Genomic DNA, 20,194 nt, shown 5'->3' with positions numbered 1-20,194 from the left:
CCCAGATAAAGCGTCCCCAGCGCTGCGATCGCGGGCGCGGTCTTTCTGGCTTCTGAAAAACTTGCGCGCTCGCGATCGCCTTCTGCGTTAACGGCCCGTTTCTCCGGCCTCCGAGCAGGGCTTACCCGCTTCGCTAACCGCCGACCGCGCGCATGTAATGCCCGTCCGTGGAGATGCCGGATGCGGCGACCGTGAAGCGCACGACCTCGCTGAGGTAGCGGTCTTCCGAGGCCTCGAAGATCCGCCCCTCCGCGTCGCGAGACGTGCGGGTCAGCCGCAGGATGGGCGTAGAGCGCGGGACACGCAGCAGAGCGGCATCCTGATCATCGGCGGCCACCGCATCGATCACATGCTGCAGGGTCACGATCGGGTGGCCGACCGACGACAGGTGCTCGGTGATCGACACCTGGTCGAGATCGACATCGAACAGGGGTCGGCCCGCGGCCTCGGTGTAGTTGAGGCGCTCGAGCATGGTCGGGCGCCCGTCGAGCAGGCGCAGCCGCACGACGCTGACGATTGTGTCGCTCGGGTCGACGTCGAGCGCCGCCGCCAGGTCGCCGGCGCGGCGCAGGCTCAGCTCCTGCGTCTCGGCCCCGGGGGAGACACCCAGCTCGCGGGCCCAGCGCGTGAACGGCACCGACACGTCCACCGCCTGGTTCGCCTTGCGGGCGACGACCCTGGCCGGCCGGCCGCGGCTCGTCTCGATCAGGCCTTCACCGCGCAGCGCCGCCAGCGCGTTGCGGATCGGGCCGCGGGACGTGTGCCATCTCTCGGCGAGCTCCGCCTCGGTCGGGACGTCGTCGCCAGGACGCAGTCCGCCGGCAGCGATCTGCGCGCGGAGGTCGTCGGCGATCTGGGTGTACACAGCTTCAGCCACATAGGTACATTACTTGGTCAGCCCGGAGGGCGCGAGCACGTTTCTGGAGTGTTCATCCAGAAGAATGCTCGGTAAACGAGGCCTGAACAAATCCGAGTTAGGTACATATCTCGGCGCGGCGCCTGCGAGAGTCTTCCGTGGATCACCCCTCACACCCTGAAAGGCCCTCATGAAGCTTCGCGCTCTCCCCGCCCTCGCCGGCGTCGCGCTCCTCGCCCTCGGCCTCGCCGCCTGCTCCGGCTCCGCCGAGGCCACCGGCACTGCCGGTGCCGACGAATCGTCCGCTGCGAGCGGCTTCGCGGTCGACGAGAACACCCTCGTCTTCGGCGTCGTCCCCGACTCGGTCGACACCGAGACGAACTACCAGCCGCTCATGGACTTCATCGCCGACCTCACCGGCAAGACCGTCGAGTACCACGAGTCCACCGACTACGCGGCGCTCATCGAGGCCGCCGTCGCCGGCAAGGTCGACGTCGCCTCGTTCTCCGGCTTCACCTACGTCACCGCCACCAACAACGGTGCCAAGCTCACCCCGATCTCCTCCATCGTCACCGACGAGGGTCAGGAGCCCGGCTACTACTCGCAGGCGATCGTCCCCGCCGACAGCGACATCAAGAGCCTCGAGGACTTCAAGGGCAAGAAGGTCTGCTTCGTGGACCCGTCTTCGACCTCGGGCTACCTGTTCCCGTCGTACAACCTGATCGAGGCCGGCATCGACCCGAAGACCGACATCACTCCGGTCTTCGCCGGCAAGCACGATGTGAGCGTGACCAAGGTCGGCGAAGGGGTCGAGTGCGAGGTCGGCTTCGCCGAGGACTCCGAGGTCGAGAAGTCGGACAAGGTCAAGGTCGTCGCTGAGACGATGGTCCCCGGTGCCCCGCTCGTGTACTCGTCGACGCTTCCGGAGGAGGTCTCGAAGCAGCTCGTCGACGGACTCTCCGAGGTCACGATCGACGACATCATCGCCGCCGGCATCGACAGCGCCGACAGCGACTCCTTCCGCAGCGTCTTCTACGCCACGAAGCCGGTCGACGACGCCTACTACGACCTGATCCGCGACATCTGCAAGGAGACCGAAGCGGAGCAGTGCCAGGGCTGAGCCCGGCCTGACCCCTTCGTCTCACCCGGTGCCCTCCGCCTCGTCCGCCCCGCGCGGCGAGCCGGAGGGCCCCACCGCAGGACACACACCACATCACAGGAGCTCCGACATGACCGCCTCGGCATCCGACGCCCTCATCCGTCTCGACGGCGTGACGAAGACCTTCGGCACGACCACTGCCCTGAAGGGTGCCTCGCTCGAGGTCTCCCGCGGCGAGATCGTCGTTCTCCTCGGCCTCTCCGGCTCGGGGAAGTCGACGCTGCTGCGCCACCTCGACGGGCTCGAGGTCCCCACCGCAGGCTCCGTGGAGGTGCTCGGCTCCCAGGTTCCCTCGCTGAAGGGCCGGGCGCTCCGCAGCCTCCGCAGCCGCGTCGGGTTCATCTTCCAGCAGTTCGAGCTCGTGCCCTCGCTCACCGTGCTCGAGAACGTGCTCACCGGCTCGCTGTCGGGTGTGCGCGGACCGCGCCTCGGGCTCTGGGGCTACTCGCGGGCCGCCAAGCTCACCGCGCTCGAGCACCTCGACCGCGTGGGTCTGCTCGACCGCGCCTACCAGCGCAGCGACACCCTCTCCGGTGGACAGCAACAGCGCGTCGCCATCGCCCGCGCCCTCATGCAGAAGCCCGACATCCTGCTCGCCGACGAGCCGGTCGCCTCGCTCGACCCGGAATCGAGCGAGCAGGTCATGGCCCTGATCCGCGAGATCGCCGCCGACGAAGGACTCACGGTCGTGTGCAGCCTGCACCAGGTCGACCTGGCGATCAGCTGGGCCGACCGCATCGTCGGGCTCCGCCACGGCGAGGTCGTGCTCGACACCCCCACCACCGACCTCACCAAGGCCGAGGTCATGGAGATCTACGGTCGCGTCGCGACCACCACCGCCGAGATCCGGGCCGTGCAGGAAGAGCTGGTCGTCGCGGCGGCGCAGGTGGCGGCATCATGACGCTCCTCGCCGACCGTCCGCGCACCGCAGCGGCCTCGACGGTCGCCGAGCGGGCTCCGAAGCGACCGATCTCGCCGGAGCGCATCGCGGCGTCCCTCACTCTGGTCGCGCTCGTCGTGCTCGGCATCCTCGCCGTCCGCGAGGTCGACATCTCCATCCCGGCGATGGTGCAGAGCTGGGGCAACGCCGAGAACTTCATGGCGCGTGTGGGCGGCCTCTCGTTCCCCGAGCCCGCCGACCTGGCCTGGCTCATCGCCCTGACCGTCGGCCTCGTGCTCGTCGGCACGCTGCTCGCCGCGGTGCTGTCGGTGCCGATCGCCTACCTCGCCGCATCCAACACGACGCCGGGGAACGGCTGGCGCGCCGCCGCCCGGTTCATCGGCGTCCTCACCCGCGCTCTGCCCGACGTGGTGCTCGCGATGGCGTTCGTGCTGATGTTCTCGCTCGGCACGCTCCCGGGCATCCTCGCCATCGGCATCCACTCGATCGGCATGATCTCGAAGATGTTCGCCGACGCGATCGAGCAGATCGACGAGGGCCCCCGTCTCGCGATCCGCGCCGCGGGCGGCTCGAGGATGCAGGAGTTCAGCGCCGGCATCCTGCCGCAGGTACTGCCCAGCTGGGTGGCGACGGTCTTGCACCGCAACGACATCAACCTGCGCGGCAGCGTGGTGCTCGGCTACGTCGGCGTCGCCGGCCTCGGCCTCGAGATGTCGTACGCCTTCAAGTCGCTCAACTACGGCAAGGGGCTCGGCATCGCCCTGGTCATCTTCATCCTCTGCATCGTGATGGAGATCGTCTCCAGCATGGTCCGCGGGGCGATGCTCGGCGAGCAGAAGCACACCCGCTCCTGGATGGATCGGATGCTGCACCCCCGACTCGGCGCGCATGCCGCAGCGGCACCCGCCGGACGCCCCGCATGGGCCACCAGCCCCCAGACCGCGGTGCGGCGACCCTGGACGGCGCAGCGTGTGCGTCACACGATCGCCGGTGTCGTGGCCGTGCTCGTCGTGATCGGCAGCGTCGTGGTGAGCCAGATCAACTGGATGGACTTCTTCACGTTCTGGGCCAAGCTGCCCGAGGTCGCCGCCCGGTTCTGGCCGCCCTCGTTCGGAAACTACGACGCGAACGCGATGTTCGAGGCCATGCGCGACACGGTCGCGATCGCGCTCGCCGCGACCGTGCTCACCCTGCTCCCGTCACTGCTGCTCGGCTCCCTCGCCGCACGCAACGTCGCTCCCAGCCCGGGGGCGCACGGAACGGCGCGACTGCTGCTCGTCGGCATCCGCGGCATCCCGGAACTCATCCTCGCGATCGTGCTCGTCGTCATCACGGGCCTCGGTGCGCAGGCGGGCGTCATCGCCCTCGCGATCGGCGGCATCGGACTGCTCGGCAAGCTCATCGCCGACTCGTTCGAAGAGGTGGACCGCGGCCCCGAGCGGGCGCTGCGCGCGGTCGGCGCGACGCGTCTGCAGACCTACACCTCGGCCACCGTGCCGCAGGGGATGCAGGCGCTCATCGGCCACAGCTTCTACATGCTCGACACGAACATCCGCGCGGCGACGATCCTCGGCATCGTCGGCGGCGGAGGAGTGGGGTACTACCTGCTCAATGCCAGCCAGGGTTCGCGCTACGAGACCGTGACCGCGATCGTCCTGATGATCCTCGTCACCGTGCTCGTGGTCGAAGGGCTCGCCATGTGGATGCGGAAGGTGTTCCGATGAACGGCACTCCGAACACGGCCGACGTCGTGGTCGTCGGCTCGGGGATCGTCGGCCTCGGTGCGGCATACGCGGCGGTCCGTCGCGGGCTGCGCGTGATCGTCGTCGACCGAACCGATGCCCCGGTCGGCGCCACGATCCGCAACTTCGGTCACCTCTGCATCGGCGCCCAAGGAGGGGAGGCGCGGCGCTATGCCGACGTCTCCCGCGAGCTGTGGCTGCGCCTCGCCAGAGACGCCGGCTTCTGGCTGCGCGAGTCGGGCACACTCGTGGCCGCCCGCCACGATGACGAGATCGCCGTGCTCGAGGCGGCCTCGCGCGAGGGCGGCATCCGCCTGCTCGAGGCCGACGAGCTCCTGCGTCTCGCCCCGCTCCGGGCCGACGGCCTCGTCGGCGGCGCGCACATCGAGGTCGACCTGCAGACCGATCCGCGCACCGCGGCCACCGCGATCGTGCGTCATCTCGCGAGCCTCGGAGTGGAGTTCCGCTTCCGCACCGCGGTCACCGCGGTGGGGGCGGGCCGAGTCGAGACCACCCGGGGCCCGATCGGCTGCGGAAGCGTCGTCGTCGCGGTGAACCACGACATCGACCAGTTGCTCCCCGAGGTCGCCGAGCAGCACGGGATCGCGCGCTGCGCCCTCGACATGATGCGGGCGGCGGTGTCGTTCCGGCATCCGCTCGCCGGACCGCTGCTCACCGGCTGGTCGCTCGTGCGCTACGGGCGCTTCGCCGACGGGGTCGAGGCCACGGTGCTGCGGGAACGCCTGCATGCCGAGCGGCCCGACCTCGCCGCCATCGACCTCAATCAGATGTACACACAGCTGCCGGATGGCACGCTCATCATCGGCGACTCGCACGCGACCGCGGTCGCTCCGGCGCCCTTCCAGCCCGAGGCCGCCTTCACCGCATTCCTCGCCGAGGCCGAGGCGCTGTTCGACGCCCCGGCCCCGCGCGTGATCGAGCGGTGGCAGGGCGTGTACGCGAAGGGGCCGCAGGAGTTCCTGATCGACCGCGGCGACGACGGCGTGCTCGTGCTCGCCGCGACCACCGGCATCGGGATGACCACGGGCCTCGGCCTGGCCGAAGAGAACCTCGCCGCCGCCTTCGGGTGGACGGCAGCAATGGAAGGAACATCATGACCACTCCTCTCGAACTCGTCGTCCTCGACATGGCGGGGACCACCGTGCTCGACGACGGCGTCGTGGAGCAGGCGTTCCAGCGCGCCGCCGAGCGCACGGGCGTCGCCGACCGGATGCCGTGGGCCGAGGCCCTCGACTACGTCCGCGTGACCATGGGCCAGTCGAAGATCGACGTCTTCACCCACCTCGCCTCCGGAGACCGGGCCGCGGCCGAGCGTGCCACCGCCGCGTTCGAGGGGGCTTACGCCGAGATCGTCGCCGAGCAGGGCGTCTCCGAGATTCCCGGCGCGGCCGACGCCATCCAGGAGCTGAAGGATGCCGGGCTCACGGTCGTGCTGACGACCGGGTTCGCCCCGGTGACCCGCGATGCCCTGATCGACGGGCTCGGCTGGCAGGACCTCATCGACCTCGTGCTGTCGCCCGTCGACGCGGGGCGCGGCCGCCCCGCACCCGACCTCGTGCTCACGGCGCTGCTGCGCACGCAGACGTCCTCCGTGCGTGCGGTCGCCGTCGCCGGAGACACCGTCAGCGACGTCGAGTCCGGGCGTCGGGCCGGTGCCGGCTTCGTCGCCGGCGTGCTCACCGGTGCCCACGATCGCCCGGCGCTGAGCGCGGCGGGTGCGGATGCCGTGCTGAGCGATGTGACCGCACTCCGCGGCGCGCTCGCGCAGCGCGAGCTGCTCCCGCTCGTCGCCGCCTCCTGAGAGGGATCGCCATGGGAACGCTGCTGATCCGTCCGCCTGGTCACCGCCGAGATGTCGCGCTGCGTCCGGCGGCGACGGCGATGGTCTGGATCGGTGAAGGCCATCCGCACGAGATCATCGCCGTGCCGGGAGTCGCGCTCGCCGACGGCGACGTGCTCGTCGCGGTCGAGATGTCGACGATCTGCGGCTCCGACGTGCACACCGTGCAGGGCCGCCGGTCGGCGCCGACCCCGCTCGTGCTCGGTCACGAGAGCGTCGGGAGGGTGATCGCGACCGGCGACACCGGCGCGAGCACGGTCGACGGCGCTCCGCTGCGCATCGGCGACCGCGTGGTGTGGTCGGTGACGATCTCGTGCGCGAGCTGCGACCGATGCTTGCGGGGGATGCCGCAGAAGTGCCGCAGCCTGGGCAAGTACGGGCACGACCGGGTCGGTGCGCACGGCGACCTGACCGGTGCGTTCGCGAGCCACGTGCAGCTGCGGGAGGGTACCGCCATCGTGCGCGTGCCCGAGGCGCTGCCGGCCGCCGTGCTCGCCCCGGCGGGGTGCGCGACGGCGACCGCGTGGGCAGCCGTGGCCAGGGCTGCCCGGGACCATGACCTCGATGGTGCCGCCGTGCGGATCCACGGTGCGGGGCTCGTCGGGCTCTCCGCCGCCGCGATCGCCGCGGAGCAGGGGGCGACGGTCGAGGTGCTCGACCCCAACCCGGACCGTCGCGCGCTCGCCGCACGGTTCGGCGCGACGAGTCTGGACCGCGAGCCCGACGTCGTGATCGAAGCCTCGGGCCACGCTGTGGGCGAGGCGCTCGCCGGGGTGACCGTCGGTGGCACGGTGGTGCTGGTCGGCAGCGTGTTCCCCGGCGATCCGGTGCCGTTCGACGCCGAGAGCATCGTGCGGCGCCTGGTCACGGTCGCCGGCATCCACAACTACACGGGAGCCGAGCTCGCCGCGGCCGTCGCGTTCCTGGCCGGACGCGGGCGTGCCTATCCGTTCGGTGACGCGGTCGGCGCGGTGCGCGGGCTGCACGAGATCGATGCCGCCCTCGAAGAAGCGGCGGCAGCCGGCGCCCCCCTGCGGATCGGACTGCTCCCGGGGCACTGACCCGGCCGCGGTGGTCGGCCGAGCTACGCGGTCTGCTGCGGGCTTCGGCGGGGCCCGGCGGGTCGCAGGCCCTCGGCATGGAAGGCCAGGAGCCGGACGGCGGCCTCGACCGTCGCGGCGAGGACCTCTTCGGGATCGCCCGTCAGCGCCAGGCGGCGGTGTCCGACCGCGTCGGGGGTGGCCCACCCGAGGTACACCGTCCCGGGCGGATGGCCGCCGTCGGGATCCGGCCCGCCGACGCCGGTCGTCGACACGCAGAGGTCGGCGTCGAGCAGATCGCGCGCTCCGATGGCGAGCTGCTCGGCGCACGCTGCAGAGCACGGGTCCGTCCCGGGGACCAGTCCGAGCACCCGCTCCTTCACATCCGTCAGATACGCCACGACGCCGCCCGTGAACCACTCCGACGCGTCTGCCCCGGAACCGACGGTGTTCGCCAGCCGGCCCGAGGTGAGGGACTCCGCCACAGCCACACGCAACCCTCGCTCGCGGGCGAGGTCGCTCAGTCGTTCGATGTGATCCGTCACTGCGAGACGCTCTCCGATGTCGTGCCCGTCGTCGTTCAGCGGGACTCGTCGCCGTCGTAGTCCGGACGCGGCGGCTGCAACGGCTGATCGGAGTACTCGCCGCCCGCGCGGCCGCCGAAGGGGCGCCCGTGGTCGGCGAACTCGTCGCGGGCGAACACCAGCGTCCACGGTCCCGCCGTGAAATGCGCACCGGTGCGGAGCGTCTCGGAATCGTCACCCGGGTGCATGGCGTCCGCTCCGGCGCTGGCGTTCATCTCGCCCTCGCCGTGCAGGGTCAGGACATACTCGTCGCGGTCGTCGTGCGTGATCGTGGCGTGCACGGGATCGGTGTCCGCCAGACGCAGTTCGTTGCCTTCGGCGGAGCCGACCCGGACCACGTCGGCCTCGAGCGCGAACTCGGTGCGCTCATCGTCGCGCGTGATGCGCAGCCGGGGGTTTCCCGCGCCCCACTCGGCGTGCGTGGTTCCGGGGGTGTACCCCTCGTCGGGGCGATCGTCGATGTGTCGTGCGTTCATGGAAATGCCCTCCTCGAGCTCGGGTGTTCGAGATTAGGGTGAGCGTGTTCGTTCTGCCGAGGGGGTTGACTTCGCGATGGCGGACCCGCATCCGCCATCGGTCTGAACAGAGGCAGAATACTGTCGCCGCGTGAGCGAGAATAGGATGAGCCGTCGTCTCGGCCAGACTGCGACCAAGGAGCACAGAATGGGCAAGTTCGTCTATGAAGGCGGAGTGAAGACCGAGATCGAGGACCGCGCTCTCACACACCTGCAGCTCGTCATCACCGCGAAGCTGCGCCGTGGCGAGCCGTTCCCGTTCAGCTGGCGTGAAGACGCGAGCGTCGGCGGCGGACGCACGACGGTCTGGATCCAGCCGGGCAGCTCGCTGGTGTTCAAGTACTTCGGCAGCCGTCAGCCCTCCATCAACCGGGCGTGGATCGAGGCGCTCGCCTTCACCGCCAACGCGCCGAGCGGGCTGTACCTGGTTCCCGAACCCGCCGAGGCGGGCGTGGAACCCGGTACCGAAGAGGTCCCCGTCACGCCTCAGCTCTGACCCGCCGCACAGCTCCTCTCGCGGCGGCGCTCCTCCTGCCTCCCTGCACGGCTGTCAACCCCCTGCACTCGCGGCTGCCGATCCGGAAGAGTCGGTCGGACACATCGAGACGAGGAGGATCGGCCATGACCGACAACACTTCCGACCCCCGGCACGCGCATCGCGAAGAAGGCTTCCCCGCGCAGCAGCAGGACCAGCCCGGGCTCACGGAGCTGACACGTCCCGACCCCGATCACGGCGAGGAGAGCTATGTCGGCCACGGCCGGCTGGCGGGGCGCCGAGCGCTCATCACCGGCGGGGACTCCGGCATCGGGCGAGCCGTCGCGATCGCCTTCGCGCGCGAGGGCGCCGATGTCGCGATCGCGCACATGCCGGAGGAGCAGGACGACGCGGAGGACACTCTGGCCCTGGTCCGTGAGGCCGGACGCACGGGGGTGAGCTTCGCCGGAGATCTGCGCGACGAGGCCTTCGCCACCGACATCGTCGCCCGCACGCGGAGCGAGCTCGGCGGACTCGACACGCTCGTGCTCAACGCCGCGTACCAGCACGACATCGACGGCTTCGAGAGCCTGGCGACCGACCGGATGCGGCGCGTGTTCGACACGAACCTCGTCGGTCTGCTGTTCTCCGCCCGCGCGGCGTACCCCGACCTCGAGCCCGGCGCGAGCATCATCGTGACGGCATCCGTCCAGGCGTTCAACCCGTCTCCGGGTCTCATCGACTATGCGATGACCAAGGCCGCGCAGGTGGCGTTCGTGAAGGCGCTCGCCGAGGAGGCAGGCCCCCGAGGCATCCGGGTGAACGCGGTCGCTCCCGGTCCGATCTGGACGCCGTTGATCCCCGCGACCGGCTGGGACGCGGAGAGGCTGGCGACCTTCGGGCAGGACACGCCCCTCGGACGCGCGGGTCAGCCGGCGGAGCTCGCCAGCGCCTACGTGTACCTCGCTTCGAACGAGTCCTCGTACACTTCCGGCTCGGTGATCGCGGTGACGGGCGGCAAGCCGCTCTGATCTGAGGGCGGCCGGCGGCGGGCGGCCACCTAAGCTTGTCTGGTGCAGAAGCCCGCCGCATCCGGCCCTCTCGTGGGCGTCGCACTCGTCATCGGCTCCTGCCTCTCGCTGCCCTTCGGCGCGGCCGTTGCGGCGCAGCTGTTCCCGGTGCTCGGGCCGTGGGGCGTGACCTCGCTGCGGGTCGCGATCGCCGCGATCCTGCTCGTCGTCATCGTGCGGCCGCGGCCCGGGAAGTGGACGCGCCCGCAGTGGCTCGCCGCCGTGCTCTTCGGCGTCTCGCTGGCCGCGATGAACGGGTTCTTCTACGCGGCGATCGACCGCATCCCGCTCGGCCCCGCGGTCGCGATCGAGTTCCTCGGCCCGCTCGTGCTCGCCGCCGTGCTGACTCGTCGCCTGGCGGATGCCGCCTGGGTCGGTGTCGCCCTCCTCGGCATGGTCGCCCTCGGCATCGACGGCCTGATCGGGGCCGAGCCGCTCGACCCGCTCGGGCTCGTGTTCATCCTCATCGCGGCCGGGTTCTGGGTGATGTACATCCGTATGAGTGCCCGCGTCGGTGCGCTCATCCCCGGCAGCAGCGGCCTGGCGATGGGACTCGTGGTGGCGGCCGTGCTGCTCATCCCGGTCGGCATCCCGGCAGCATCGACGGTCGCGATGGACCCGCAGCTGCTGCTGCTCGCGGCCATCACCGCGGTGCTGTCGTCGGTGATCCCGTACAGCTTCGAGCTGGCCGCGCTGCGCCGTCTGCCCCAGCGCGTGTTCGGCGTGCTGCTGAGCCTCGAGCCCGCGTTCGCGACGCTCGCGGGGTGGCTGATCCTCGGTCAGGATGCGACCCCGCTGCGGATGCTCGCGGTCGCCCTCGTGATCGCCGCCAGCGTCGGCGCGACGCTCGGCGTGCGGAAGGACCGCCGCGACGGCGGCCCCTCCGGCCCCTTCACCGCCCCGATACCGCTGCCCGACTGACCGCCGGCGTCGGCAGCGGGAAGCGTCGGCGCAGGATGACGCGCTGCACGAGCGTCCACACGACTGTGACCGTGAGGTACAGCGCGGCGGCGAGCGGCACGAAGGCCGCGAACACCGCCGTCAGGTAGTGCAGCGACGACATCACGCGCAGCATCGTCGGGGAGTTCAGTGGCGAATCGTCGCCCTCGACCGGCGTCGGGCGGAACACCCGGCGGGTGACCTCGGCCACGGCGATCATGATGGCGAGCAGCACCCCGAAGACGAGGAACGTCGCCGGCGTGGCCGTGCCGCCGAACAGGGCCGAGACCAGGCTCGTGCCCAGCGGAGCACCGAACAGGTCGTGAGAGAGCAGCTCGTTCGGATGCCCGGCGATCTCCGGCCGGAGGAACAGCGTGTAGAGGATGCCGACGACGGGGGCCTGCGCCAGCACCGGGAGCATCCCCGCGAACGGCGAGGTGTTCTCGGCCTTGTACAGCGCCATCATCTCCTTCTGCAGGCGCTCGGGGTTCTTCTTGTGGCGGCGCTGCAGCTCGCGCAGCTTCGGGGCGAGGCGTGCCCTGGTCTGCTCGGCTTTGGCCTGCGAGATGCCGACGGGGATGAGCAGCGCGCGCACCAGCAGAGTGACGAGCACGACCGCGAGGGCGGCGGCCGATGCTCCGGCGATCGGGGTCAGGAGGTCGGAGAGCCCGGTCAGCGCGCCGTAGGCGGCGTCGAGGAGGGCGGCGAGAGGGGGGAAGGCAAAGGGGTCCATGGAAGTGTCCGTTCGTGGCGTCGGGAAGGGTCGGCGAAAGCCGCGCGATCCCGTCGTGTGGACGGACTACGCGGCGGTCGCGACTCCCGGCGCCCGCGGGCGTGGATGCCCGGCGGCGTCAGGATCGCTCTGCGTGAGCAGGGTTCCGACATCGATGGCCCGCAGCGGATGCGGGGCGTCGGAGGTGGCCTCGGGGCGCACGCTCAGCACGATCGCGAGCGTCAGCGCCGTCACGGCGAGCAGTGCGATGGCGAGACCGAGGGCCGCGGCATCCGGCATCGAGACGAGTCCGAGCGCGGTCGCGACGAAGCTCAGCATCTGCCCGAACCACTCGCTCATGCGCACTCCCCTCTGCAGCCGAGGGTAGCACCGGGGACCGCGGGACCGGCCGTCACGGTCGACCGTCTCCCTCCGCTGCGGGCGTAACGTCGAAGCATGAGTGACCTTCGCGCCCTGCTCGGGATCGAGCATCCGATCATCCTCGGCCCGTTCGGCGGGCTCTCCTCGACCGCCCTCACCGCCGCGGTGAGCGACGCCGGCGGGCTCGGTTCGTTCGGCCTGTACGGCTACGACGGTGACCGCATCCGCGCGACCGGGGTCGAGCTGCGGGCGGCGACCGACCGGCCGTTCGCGGTGAACATCTGGATCCCCACGGGCGATGAGGTCGAGCCGAACCCGCAGCACACGATCTTTGCGCAGGCGCTACAGCCGTTCTACGAGGCGGTCGGTATCGAGGTGCCCGCCCGACCGGAGCGGTACAACCCGCCTCAGGAGGAGCAGCTCGAGGCGGTCTGGGAGATCGCGCCCGCGGTGCTCAGCGTGGTGTTCGGCGTGCCTTCCGCGTCTGTGGTCGAGGAGGCTCACCACCGCGGCATCCGGCTCGTGGGGACCGCGACCACCGTGGCCGAGGCGGTCGCCCTCGCCGAGGCGGGCGTGGATGCCGTCGTCGCCACCGGAGCGGAGGCCGGGGGTCACCGGGTGTCGTTCCTGCGCCCGGCGGAGGAGTCGCTGGTCGGGACGTTCGCGCTGGTCCCGCAGGTCGTCGACGCGGTCGGAGTGCCCGTGATCGCGGCGGGTGGGATCGCCGACCGGCGTGGGGTGGCTGCGGCGTTCGCGCTGGGTGCCTCCGGCGTGCAGGTGGGGACGGCCTTCCTCGCCACCGCCGAGTCTGCAGTGAACGACGCCCACCGCGACGCGATCCGCTCCACCGCGGCCGACGAGACCGTGCTCACCCGGGCGATGAGCGGACGGCTGGCTCGCGGGGCGCGCAACCGCGTCGTGCGGGCGATCGAGGCGAGCGGCACGATCGCTCCGTTCCCGATGCAGAACTGGCTCACCGGGCGGTTCCGCACGGCGGCCGGACAGCAGAACCTGGGCGCGCTGCAGTCGCTGTGGATGGGGCAGGCCGCCCCGCTGGTCGAGTACGACACCGCCGCCGAGGTGTTCGCCGAGCTGGCGGCGGGGGTTCCGCGTATTGAACTTAGCCAGGTAGCTGGCTAAGCTGGCCAGATGACGAACCACAACGTGCTGGAAGCGCGCAACAGCCTTTCCCGGCTCATCGCCGACTCTCAGGCGGGCGAAGACGTCGTCATCACGAAGCGTGGGAAGCCGGTGGCGAAGCTCGTGCCGATCGGGCCGGTCGACCTGGTGCGTAGCGGACGGTTCCTCGTGGAGTGGATCGAACAGGACCCGCTGCCGCATCGCCTTTCTCGCTCCGCCGCTGACCTCGACGCCCAGATCGCGGAAAGCCGGGACTCCTGGGAATGATCTATCTCGATTCCTGCATCCTGATCTACGCAATCGAAGACGAGGGGCCCAGAGGAGTGGCCGTCCGGAACGCTCTCCGAGAGGTGGATGTGGCGGTGGCGTCGAGCCCTCTGGCGCTGCAGGAGTGCCTCGTCGGTCCGCTACGGGGACGCAACGCAGAGCTCCGTGACCGCTATCTCGCGATGTTCGAACGCCTCGAAGTGGTCGCTCTGGATGCGGCCGTCTTCGTCCGCTCGGCGGAGCTCCGGGCCGACTTCGGATTGAAGACCCCCGACGCCGTGCACCTCGCCGCAGCTCAGATCGCCGGTTGTACCGAGTTATGGACGAATGACCGACGCCTCGCAGCGGCTTCCCACGGGCTTGCGGTCGATGTGCTCGGGAGCCGTGGCGAAGGCCCCGTTGGGCCGATCTGACGCCGACCGCTAGAGGATGACCGTGGACTTGCCGTGCACGATCACGCGGTCCTCCGCATGCCACTGCACGGCGCGGGCGAGCACCAGGCGCTCCACATCGGCACCACGGCTCTGCAGCTGAGCCGCCGACTCGGAGTGGGTCACTCGCGTGACGTCCTGCTCGATGATCGGGCCCTCGTCGAGGTCGGCCGTCGCGTAGTGCGCTGTAGCGCCGATGAGCTTGACGCCGCGATCCTTGGCACGCGCATACGGGTTCGCGCCGATGAATGCGGGCAGGAACGAGTGGTGGATGTTGATCACCGGCACCTCGAGACGCGTGATGAAGTCGTCGGTGAGGATCTGCATGTAGCGGGCGAGCACGACCAGGTCGACGTTTCCGTGCAGCAGCTCGAGCTGACGCTCCTCCATGGCGGCCTTGTCGCCGGAGGGGATGTGCACGAACGGCACGCCGAACGAGCGCACCGACTGGGCCAGATCGGGGTGGTTGGAGACGACCATCGTGATGTCGATATCGAGCTGGCCGCGCTGCGTGCGCCACAGCAGTTCCATCAGGCAGTGGTCGTACTTGGAGACGAAGATCGCGACGCGCTTGCGGCGGGCCACATCGTGCAGTGACCATTCCATGCCGAAGCGCTCGGCGACGACGGCGATGTCGGCTTCGAGGGCCGGGCGCGCGGCGGAGAGACCGTCGAGGTGGATCACGGTGCGCTGGAAGAAGCGTCCGCCCTCGGAATCGGTGGAGTGCTGATCGAGCGAGATGATGTTCGCGCCGTGCTGGGCGAGCACACCGGCGACAGCGGCGACGATGCCGGGCTGGTCGTCGCAGGCGATCAGCAGGCGGGCGGTATCGGGCTGAGACATGGGGGCTCCTCGAGGGTGTGCATCGATTCTGCCGTGGATGCTGAGCGGGGGCGAATCGCGGGAGGCGACTCGCTACTCTGAGTCTCGTGGAAGCGAGTGACCTCGGCCTGGTGCTGATCCCCCTGCTGGCCGTTGCGGCGCCCCTGCTCGCCCGGGGCGTGCGCCCCGTGGTGCGGGTGCCGATCGTCGTGTTCGAGCTCGTGCTCGGCATCCTCGTCGGACCGGCGGTGCTCGGCTGGGTCGAGCCCGGCCCGCTGCTGGAGAAGCTCAGCGACTTCGGCCTGGCGCTGCTGTTCTTCGTCGCCGGCACCGAGATCGACTTCAAGATGGTGGCCGGAAAGCCGCTCGCACGGGCATCGGCCGGCTGGCTCCTCAGCGTGCTGCTGGGCATCGGCCTCGGCTTCTTCTTCGCTCCGGGCGAGGGGATGGTGGTCGTGGGCATCGCGCTCAGCTCCACGGCGCTGGGCACGCTGATGCCGATCCTGCGCGATGCCCGCGAGCTGGACACGCCTTTCGGGCGAGCGATCAGCACGATCGGGGCCGTCGGGGAGTTCCTGCCCCTGATCGCGATCTCGATCTTCCTGAGCACGCGGACCACGCCGATCGCCACAGCCGTGCTGCTGACCTTCGTGGTGCTGGCAGGCCTCGCGGTGCTGCTGGCGCATCGCGTGCCCCACGGCCGACTCCACCGCATCGTCCTCGCCACACTGCACACGTCCGACCAGTTCGGGGTACGGTTCGTGATCCTCCTCATCGCGGCGCTCGTGGGGCTGAGCGTGATGCTCGACCTCGACATGCTGCTCGGTGCGTTCGTGGCCGGTGCGGTCTGGCGCATCATCATGACGCGCGCGCCGAAGGAGTCCGCCGAGCAGATCGAGAGCAAGATCGAGGCCATCGCCTTCGGCTTCCTGGTGCCGATCTTCTTCCTCTACACCGGTGTCACGTTCGACCTGCAAGCGCTGCTCACCTCACCCACCGCGCTGGCGCTGGTGCCGATCTTCCTGATCGCCCTGCTCGTGATCCGCGGTGCGGCGGCGCAGCTCTCGGCTCCCGCGGGGATGAGCGTCCGCGACCGGGCAGCGCTCGGGCTGCTGGCCGCCACCGGTCTGCCGATCATCGTCGCGGTCACCGCGATCGGTGTGGATCAGGACATGCTCGACACCGGCACGGCCGCCGCACTCGTCGGGGCCGGCATGCTATCGGTGCTGCTGTATCCGCTGATCGGGATGACGCTGCGCGGCGATCGCGCGGAGGTCGTCGGACCGGCACGCGCGGGCGAGGCTGTGCAGGGGGAACTGTGACCACCGCATCGGCGCTGCTGACCGCGGCTGTGGCCGATCTCGCCGGCGCCCCGAAAGAGGGGCTGGGCGAGCAGCGCGATTCGCGGTGGCGCGGGCGCCGCATCGTGCGCGTCGGCGAAGCCTGGCATCTCGGGGCGCTGCTGCTGACCGACACGCACGCGCTGGCCACCGCCGAAGTGCTGCGGGCTGCCGATCCCGGCCGCCGCGGCTACACGGCCGAGTCGGCTCGCGAGCGGGCCGAGCGTCGGGCCGAGGCGCTGCGTGGCGGGTTCGACGAGGGTGAGGTCGTGCACGTGGGGTGGAGCGTGATCGACGTGGACGCCGTGGACGCCGGGCGCTCGTCCGGTCCGCTGGCCCTGGTCGACGGGGTGCCGTCGGTGCGCTGGAGCGCCGCCGGAGGCTTCATGCCGCTGGAGGCATACCTGCGGGAGCGAGTGGCTCTGCTACGCGACGGGGCAGCCGGCTGACTCAGGCGCGCTGACTCAGGCGCGCTGACTCAGGCGCGCTGACTCAGGCGAAGGTCTCGGCGAATCGCCGGAGGAGCGCCGCGCCCTCGGTGACGGATGCCGCGAGCACCTGCTGCTGCACCGCGTCGAACTCGTCGGGGTCGAAGTAGCCGGTTGTGCGGTAGAACGTCATCCGGTCGGCGAAGTCGCGGGGAGTGGGCTCGGGGTGGAACTGTGCCGCGTACAGATGCGTGCCCACCCGGTAGGCCTGCACCGGGCATGCGTCGTTGGTCGCGAGCAGCACGGCGCCGGGCGGGGTGTGCGCCGCGCTCTCCTTGTGCGCTGTGAAGACTGTGAGCGCGGGCCCGCTGGGGCCGAACACCGGGTCGGCTGCACCCTCGGGCGTGACGTCGATGACCGTGGCGCTCGCGGGCTCCGGGGTGTCGGTGACGACATCTCCGCCGAGCATGCGGGTCACGACGCCGATGCTGAAGCACGTGAAGAACACGGCGACCTCGGACGCGATGGCCGCATCGGCCAGGGTGCGCAGGTCGGCCTCGACGCGCAGCTGCTCCGGGGACTTCACGGTGTCGGAGACGTTGTACGGCGAACCGCCGACGACGATGCCCCGATAGCCCCGCGCGCGCTCGAGGTCGAGCGGCGTGTGCAGCAGATCGAGCCTGTCGACCACGTCGGCGCCGAGCGCCCGCCGGAACGAGGCGTGCTCAGCGTCCGCCGCCCCGAGCTCGGGACGCACGCAGACGTAGAGGAGCGAGGCCATCAGGAGATTCTAACGAGCGCGACGACCGTCGCCGGTCACCGGGAGGAGTTGGCGGTGCGCCCGCGGACGATGCCGACGAACGTCTCGACGTCGGGCGTGGTGCGCTCGCGCGGCCAGACGAGGGCGACGGTCGAGGTCGGTCCTTCAACCAGGATGCGGTGGTCGGCATCCTTGCGGTGATGCATGCGGGCGAGTGACATCGGGACGACCACGATGCCGACTCCCGATGCCGCGGTCGCGATCGCCTCGTGGGTCGGCAGGGCGGCGAAGCCCGCCGGCGTGGTGCCGGGGAGGTCGAGCGGTCCGAGCACGTCGTCGGTCAGGCCGATCACGACCTCGCCCTCCAGGTCGGCGGACGTGAGCTCCTCGACCGCCATCAGGTGCGAGTCGGCGGCGGCCACGACCACCGGGACCTCGTCGTACAGGGGGATGATGTGCAGCGACTCGTCCGTGAGCGGCAGTCGCACCAGCGCCGCATCCAGCTGGTCGAGGGCGGCGCGCTGCGTGGCCGCCTCGATCGGGACGAGCTCGAGCGGCACGCGCGGCATCCGCTGCTTCCACGCATCGATCCACTTGCCCGGAGTCGCACCGGGCACCGCGCCCAATCGGAAGGTGCGCGGTGCCTCGGGCTCGGACTGCGGGGCGTCGAAGACGACCTTGGCCGTCTTCTTCTTGGGCTTCTGCGGGGGGAACCGCTCGGCGGGGGCGGCCTTGTTGCGCCGTACGGGGGTGCCGCGGCCTGCGCCCTTCGCGGGCCGTCTTCCCTGATTCGCCATGCGGACAAGGCTACTCGGCGAAGGGCGCGGCCACTTCCTGCTGCGGGTGGGATGCGGCCGCCAGCTTGCGCTGTGCACGGCGGATGAGGCCGGCGGCCCCGCCGACGAGCAGCAGCACACCGGCGGTGAGCAGGACGATCGCGGTGATCGTCGTGGGCGTCATGGTCATCAGCGCGTCCGCGATCGTCTCCCGACGGGAAGGGTCGGCGAGCTGGCCGAGCGCGAGGGCCGCGATGGTCGCGAACAGCAGTCCCCAGATGATGGCCGCCCAGCGGGTGCGCGGCGCGGTGGTCGGTTCGGTGGTCGGTTCGGTGGTCGTGGGAGTGCTCATCACTGGTCTTCTTTCTTCGGCTCGACGACGGTGATGGAGATCTCGCCGCTGTTCTGATCGATGGTGACGGGCTGGATGGTGGTCGTCGACACGTTCTCCGCAGAGATGTTCTCGGCGACGACCGACTCCCCGTCGCGCCGCGTGCCCGCCCAGGTGCCGGAATCGATGACGTTGTAGTACTCCGCGTCGACGCGGGTCCAGGTGATGTCCGCCGTGTCGACGGTCGCACGCAGCTGCAGCTGGACACCCGGATCGACGTAGATGTTGGTCGCGCCGGAGCCCTTCTCGATCACGATCGGCCGGGGCGCGTCGTCATGCTGATTCAGAGTCACGTTGAGCTCGCCGAACGGCTGCCGGATGTGCTCCGCACGGTAGTTCGTGACCGACGCCCAGCCGAGGCTGAAGCCCTGCAGGGTGGAGAACCCCCCGACGACGAGCCCGCTCACCAGCGTGAGCACGGTGATGAAGGCCAGGAAGCCGCTGCGTCGACGGAAAGCCCCGGCGACGATCATCCCGAGCGCCAGGATGAGGGCGGCGGCGAGCAGTCCGAGCGCGGTGCCGACCACGTCGCCACCCGCGACGAGGCCGACTGCCGCCCCCGTGATGATCGCGAGACCGAGGATGGTCGCGGCGAATGCGAAGCCCGCGCGCGGGTTCGATGCGCGGCGGATGCGCCGACGCTCGGCTGCCTCGGAGGCGAAGACGGCGGCCTCGGCCTGGCGCTCGCGGCGCAGCTGATCGCGGGCGGCGCGCTCGATGTCCTGCTGCTGGCGTCGCCATGCCTGGTCCTGTTCCTTCCAGGCGGCGTGCTGGCCGCGCCAGGCCTCGAGGGCGGCGGGGTCCTGCGAGCCGGGAGGCAGGGGGGCGGGAGGCGCCGGTGGGATCGCCGCGGTCGCTGCCGGGTCGAGCGGCGGGAGGTCGGATGCCCCGACCTCGGCCGAGATGGCGGAGTCCGCAACCACGGTGTCCGCATCCGCCGGAGCGTACGCGCCGTACGGGAGTGTGGCGTCCGTCCCCCCGGCGGTACCCGAACCACCGAGGGCGACGGACGCGGCCGGGGCCGCCTGATCTGCGGAAGCCATCGGCAGATCCGGCGCGGAAGCACCCGGGGTGCGGCTCGCAGCACGCACGATGAGGATGAGCAGGACGGCGACGAGGACGAGGCCGATGATCCAGCTCATGAGAGACAGGGCCGACCAGCCGTCGTAGCCGAGTCCGAAGAGGCGGCCGGCGAGGGGAGCGGTCGGGAACAGCCCGATGACGGCCATCGCGAGGATGCCCCACTGCACCGGCTGGTAGTCGCGGCGGAGCAGATCGCGGACGTGGACGCGGCCGTCGACGTCCGGCAGCAGCGCCCAGGCCGCGGCGTACAGGAAGATGACCGGCAGCCCGAAGAGGGCCGCGACCACGAGGACGCCGCGGACGATCAGCGGGTCGATGCGCAGTCGGGCGGCGATGCCCGCCGAGACACCGCCCAGCCAGCCCTCGGACCGGGCGACGCCGAGACCGGCGACCCAGAGGAGGAATCGCTCGGCTCCGCGAGGGATGCCGGTGCCCGGTGTGCCGGTGGCCGGAGCGGCGTGATCGGCGGGGGGCGGTGGCGCAGTCGGAATCGTCATGCTTCGATCCTGGCGGCAGCCGCG

24 protein-coding genes are annotated in these 20,194 nt (G+C 70.7%); 14 read left to right on the top strand and 10 right to left on the bottom strand.

Annotation, left to right across the window (positions count from 1 at the left end; genetic code table 11):
* Positions 1-133: 133 nt before the first annotated feature.
* Complete coding sequence (locus tag OC372_RS07750; protein WP_262001409.1) at positions 134-877, bottom strand: GntR family transcriptional regulator; 744 nt, start codon at positions 875-877, stop codon at positions 134-136.
* 169 nt (positions 878-1,046) lie between these two features.
* Here OC372_RS07750 and OC372_RS07745 point away from each other — a divergent pair, with 169 nt between their 5' ends.
* The 6 genes from OC372_RS07745 (at position 1,047) to OC372_RS07720 (ending at position 7,580) form a co-directional block, all read left to right on the top strand.
* On the top strand, positions 1,047-1,976 hold the full coding sequence (locus OC372_RS07745) for a phosphate/phosphite/phosphonate ABC transporter substrate-binding protein (RefSeq protein ID WP_262001408.1): 930 nt from the start codon (positions 1,047-1,049) through the stop codon (positions 1,974-1,976).
* Between the two features lie 109 nt (positions 1,977-2,085).
* Positions 2,086-2,916: a phosphonate ABC transporter ATP-binding protein gene (gene phnC / locus OC372_RS07740; RefSeq protein WP_262001407.1), complete on the top strand. Its 831-nt coding sequence runs from the start codon at positions 2,086-2,088 to the stop codon at positions 2,914-2,916.
* Positions 2,913-4,640, top strand: a complete 1,728-nt coding sequence (gene phnE / locus OC372_RS07735; protein WP_262001406.1) for a phosphonate ABC transporter, permease protein PhnE — start codon at positions 2,913-2,915, stop codon at positions 4,638-4,640. The genes phnC and phnE overlap by 4 nt, the downstream gene beginning before the upstream one ends.
* The gene (locus OC372_RS07730; RefSeq protein WP_262001405.1) at positions 4,637-5,776 is read left to right on the top strand and encodes a TIGR03364 family FAD-dependent oxidoreductase; all 1,140 of its coding nucleotides are present in this window, start codon (positions 4,637-4,639) and stop codon (positions 5,774-5,776) included. Before phnE ends, OC372_RS07730 begins: the two co-directional genes overlap by 4 nt.
* Complete coding sequence (locus tag OC372_RS07725; RefSeq protein WP_262001404.1) at positions 5,773-6,480, top strand: phosphonatase-like hydrolase; 708 nt, start codon at positions 5,773-5,775, stop codon at positions 6,478-6,480. The genes OC372_RS07730 and OC372_RS07725 overlap by 4 nt, the downstream gene beginning before the upstream one ends.
* Positions 6,481-6,491: 11 nt before the next feature.
* On the top strand, positions 6,492-7,580 hold the full coding sequence (locus OC372_RS07720) for an alcohol dehydrogenase catalytic domain-containing protein (protein WP_262001403.1): 1,089 nt from the start codon (positions 6,492-6,494) through the stop codon (positions 7,578-7,580).
* Between the two features lie 23 nt (positions 7,581-7,603).
* Here OC372_RS07720 and OC372_RS07715 read toward each other — a convergent pair whose 3' ends face one another.
* Positions 7,604-8,104 (bottom strand): CinA family protein, encoded by a 501-nt coding sequence (locus OC372_RS07715; protein WP_262001402.1) that lies wholly within the window; start codon positions 8,102-8,104, stop codon positions 7,604-7,606.
* 35 nt (positions 8,105-8,139) lie between these two features.
* Positions 8,140-8,619 carry a hypothetical protein gene (locus tag OC372_RS07710; RefSeq protein WP_262001401.1) on the bottom strand — a complete coding sequence of 160 codons (480 nt, stop codon included), beginning with the start codon at positions 8,617-8,619 and terminating at the stop codon, positions 8,140-8,142.
* 187 nt (positions 8,620-8,806) lie between these two features.
* Between OC372_RS07710 and OC372_RS07705 the strand changes: the two genes are divergently transcribed.
* The 3 genes from OC372_RS07705 (at position 8,807) to OC372_RS07695 (ending at position 11,124) form a co-directional block, all read left to right on the top strand.
* Positions 8,807-9,154, top strand: a complete 348-nt coding sequence (locus tag OC372_RS07705; protein ID WP_105710515.1) for an ATP-dependent DNA ligase — start codon at positions 8,807-8,809, stop codon at positions 9,152-9,154.
* Positions 9,155-9,279: 125 nt separating this feature from the next.
* Positions 9,280-10,164, top strand: coding sequence for an SDR family oxidoreductase (locus tag OC372_RS07700; RefSeq protein WP_262001400.1), 885 nt, complete (start codon positions 9,280-9,282; stop codon positions 10,162-10,164).
* Between the two features lie 42 nt (positions 10,165-10,206).
* On the top strand, positions 10,207-11,124 hold the full coding sequence (locus OC372_RS07695) for an EamA family transporter (RefSeq protein WP_262001399.1): 918 nt from the start codon (positions 10,207-10,209) through the stop codon (positions 11,122-11,124).
* Here the strand turns inward: OC372_RS07695 and OC372_RS07690 are convergent.
* Both OC372_RS07690 and OC372_RS07685 read right to left on the bottom strand, forming a co-directional pair.
* Positions 11,096-11,875: a YidC/Oxa1 family membrane protein insertase gene (locus tag OC372_RS07690; protein WP_262001398.1), complete on the bottom strand. Its 780-nt coding sequence runs from the start codon at positions 11,873-11,875 to the stop codon at positions 11,096-11,098. The two genes, OC372_RS07695 and OC372_RS07690, sit on opposite strands and share 29 nt — an antisense overlap.
* A gap of 66 nt (positions 11,876-11,941) precedes the next feature.
* Positions 11,942-12,214, bottom strand: a complete 273-nt coding sequence (locus tag OC372_RS07685; RefSeq protein ID WP_029261361.1) for a DUF6412 domain-containing protein — start codon at positions 12,212-12,214, stop codon at positions 11,942-11,944.
* 96 nt (positions 12,215-12,310) lie between these two features.
* Between OC372_RS07685 and OC372_RS07680 the strand changes: the two genes are divergently transcribed.
* Genes OC372_RS07680 through OC372_RS07670 form a run of 3 tightly spaced genes read left to right on the top strand, consistent with a single transcriptional unit; the run spans position 12,311 to position 14,055 of the window.
* Complete coding sequence (locus tag OC372_RS07680; RefSeq protein ID WP_262001397.1) at positions 12,311-13,375, top strand: NAD(P)H-dependent flavin oxidoreductase; 1,065 nt, start codon at positions 12,311-12,313, stop codon at positions 13,373-13,375.
* Positions 13,376-13,384: 9 nt separating this feature from the next.
* On the top strand, positions 13,385-13,642 hold the full coding sequence (locus OC372_RS07675) for a type II toxin-antitoxin system Phd/YefM family antitoxin (protein WP_105710509.1): 258 nt from the start codon (positions 13,385-13,387) through the stop codon (positions 13,640-13,642).
* Positions 13,639-14,055, top strand: coding sequence for a type II toxin-antitoxin system VapC family toxin (locus OC372_RS07670; RefSeq protein ID WP_262001396.1), 417 nt, complete (start codon positions 13,639-13,641; stop codon positions 14,053-14,055). Before OC372_RS07675 ends, OC372_RS07670 begins: the two co-directional genes overlap by 4 nt.
* A 9-nt stretch (positions 14,056-14,064) precedes the next feature.
* Here the strand turns inward: OC372_RS07670 and purU are convergent, their stop codons facing one another.
* Complete coding sequence (gene purU / locus OC372_RS07665) at positions 14,065-14,916, bottom strand: formyltetrahydrofolate deformylase (protein ID WP_029261363.1); 852 nt, start codon at positions 14,914-14,916, stop codon at positions 14,065-14,067.
* An 86-nt stretch (positions 14,917-15,002) separates the two neighbouring features.
* Here purU and OC372_RS07660 point away from each other — a divergent pair, with 86 nt between their 5' ends.
* The gene (locus OC372_RS07660) at positions 15,003-16,217 is read left to right on the top strand and encodes a cation:proton antiporter (RefSeq protein ID WP_036303154.1); all 1,215 of its coding nucleotides are present in this window, start codon (positions 15,003-15,005) and stop codon (positions 16,215-16,217) included.
* Positions 16,214-16,684 carry a glutaminase gene (locus tag OC372_RS07655; protein ID WP_262001395.1) on the top strand — a complete coding sequence of 157 codons (471 nt, stop codon included), beginning with the start codon at positions 16,214-16,216 and terminating at the stop codon, positions 16,682-16,684. Before OC372_RS07660 ends, OC372_RS07655 begins: the two co-directional genes overlap by 4 nt.
* 43 nt (positions 16,685-16,727) lie before the next feature.
* Here OC372_RS07655 and OC372_RS07650 read toward each other — a convergent pair whose 3' ends face one another.
* Genes OC372_RS07650 through OC372_RS07635 form a run of 4 tightly spaced genes read right to left on the bottom strand, consistent with a single transcriptional unit; the run spans position 16,728 to position 20,170 of the window.
* Positions 16,728-17,444 carry a glutamine amidotransferase-related protein gene (locus tag OC372_RS07650; protein WP_262001394.1) on the bottom strand — a complete coding sequence of 239 codons (717 nt, stop codon included), beginning with the start codon at positions 17,442-17,444 and terminating at the stop codon, positions 16,728-16,730.
* Between the two features lie 35 nt (positions 17,445-17,479).
* Complete coding sequence (locus tag OC372_RS07645; protein ID WP_262001393.1) at positions 17,480-18,220, bottom strand: substrate-binding domain-containing protein; 741 nt, start codon at positions 18,218-18,220, stop codon at positions 17,480-17,482.
* A gap of 10 nt (positions 18,221-18,230) precedes the next feature.
* Positions 18,231-18,551 (bottom strand): hypothetical protein, encoded by a 321-nt coding sequence (locus OC372_RS07640; RefSeq protein WP_262001392.1) that lies wholly within the window; start codon positions 18,549-18,551, stop codon positions 18,231-18,233.
* On the bottom strand, positions 18,551-20,170 hold the full coding sequence (locus tag OC372_RS07635) for a PspC domain-containing protein (RefSeq protein ID WP_262001391.1): 1,620 nt from the start codon (positions 20,168-20,170) through the stop codon (positions 18,551-18,553). Before OC372_RS07635 ends, OC372_RS07640 begins: the two co-directional genes overlap by 1 nt.
* Positions 20,171-20,194 lie beyond the last annotated feature (24 nt).

Origin of the sequence: Microbacterium sp. Mcb102, from assembly GCF_024519805.1 — a bacterium.
GTDB lineage: Bacteria > Actinomycetota > Actinomycetes > Actinomycetales > Microbacteriaceae > Microbacterium.
The sequence above is the reverse complement of the archived record's forward strand: the minus strand, read 5'-3'. Positions and strand labels throughout refer to the sequence as shown.

Coding starts and splice junctions, on each gene's coding strand:
- OC372_RS07745 (WP_262001408.1), top strand. CDS start 1,047: ATGAAGCTTCGCGCTCTCCCCGCCCTCGCCGGCGTCGCGCTCCTCGCC.
- phnC (WP_262001407.1), top strand. CDS start 2,086: ATGACCGCCTCGGCATCCGACGCCCTCATCCGTCTCGACGGCGTGACG.
- phnE (WP_262001406.1), top strand. CDS start 2,913: ATGACGCTCCTCGCCGACCGTCCGCGCACCGCAGCGGCCTCGACGGTC.
- OC372_RS07730 (WP_262001405.1), top strand. CDS start 4,637: ATGAACGGCACTCCGAACACGGCCGACGTCGTGGTCGTCGGCTCGGGG.
- OC372_RS07725 (WP_262001404.1), top strand. CDS start 5,773: ATGACCACTCCTCTCGAACTCGTCGTCCTCGACATGGCGGGGACCACC.
- OC372_RS07720 (WP_262001403.1), top strand. CDS start 6,492: ATGGGAACGCTGCTGATCCGTCCGCCTGGTCACCGCCGAGATGTCGCG.
- OC372_RS07710 (WP_262001401.1), bottom strand. CDS start 8,619: ATGAACGCACGACACATCGACGATCGCCCCGACGAGGGGTACACCCCC.
- OC372_RS07705 (WP_105710515.1), top strand. CDS start 8,807: ATGGGCAAGTTCGTCTATGAAGGCGGAGTGAAGACCGAGATCGAGGAC.
- OC372_RS07700 (WP_262001400.1), top strand. CDS start 9,280: ATGACCGACAACACTTCCGACCCCCGGCACGCGCATCGCGAAGAAGGC.
- OC372_RS07690 (WP_262001398.1), bottom strand. CDS start 11,875: ATGGACCCCTTTGCCTTCCCCCCTCTCGCCGCCCTCCTCGACGCCGCC.
- OC372_RS07685 (WP_029261361.1), bottom strand. CDS start 12,214: ATGAGCGAGTGGTTCGGGCAGATGCTGAGCTTCGTCGCGACCGCGCTC.
- OC372_RS07680 (WP_262001397.1), top strand. CDS start 12,311: ATGAGTGACCTTCGCGCCCTGCTCGGGATCGAGCATCCGATCATCCTC.
- OC372_RS07675 (WP_105710509.1), top strand. CDS start 13,385: ATGACGAACCACAACGTGCTGGAAGCGCGCAACAGCCTTTCCCGGCTC.
- OC372_RS07670 (WP_262001396.1), top strand. CDS start 13,639: ATGATCTATCTCGATTCCTGCATCCTGATCTACGCAATCGAAGACGAG.
- purU (WP_029261363.1), bottom strand. CDS start 14,916: ATGTCTCAGCCCGATACCGCCCGCCTGCTGATCGCCTGCGACGACCAG.
- OC372_RS07650 (WP_262001394.1), bottom strand. CDS start 17,444: ATGGCCTCGCTCCTCTACGTCTGCGTGCGTCCCGAGCTCGGGGCGGCG.
- OC372_RS07645 (WP_262001393.1), bottom strand. CDS start 18,220: ATGGCGAATCAGGGAAGACGGCCCGCGAAGGGCGCAGGCCGCGGCACC.
- OC372_RS07640 (WP_262001392.1), bottom strand. CDS start 18,551: ATGAGCACTCCCACGACCACCGAACCGACCACCGAACCGACCACCGCG.
- OC372_RS07635 (WP_262001391.1), bottom strand. CDS start 20,170: ATGACGATTCCGACTGCGCCACCGCCCCCCGCCGATCACGCCGCTCCG.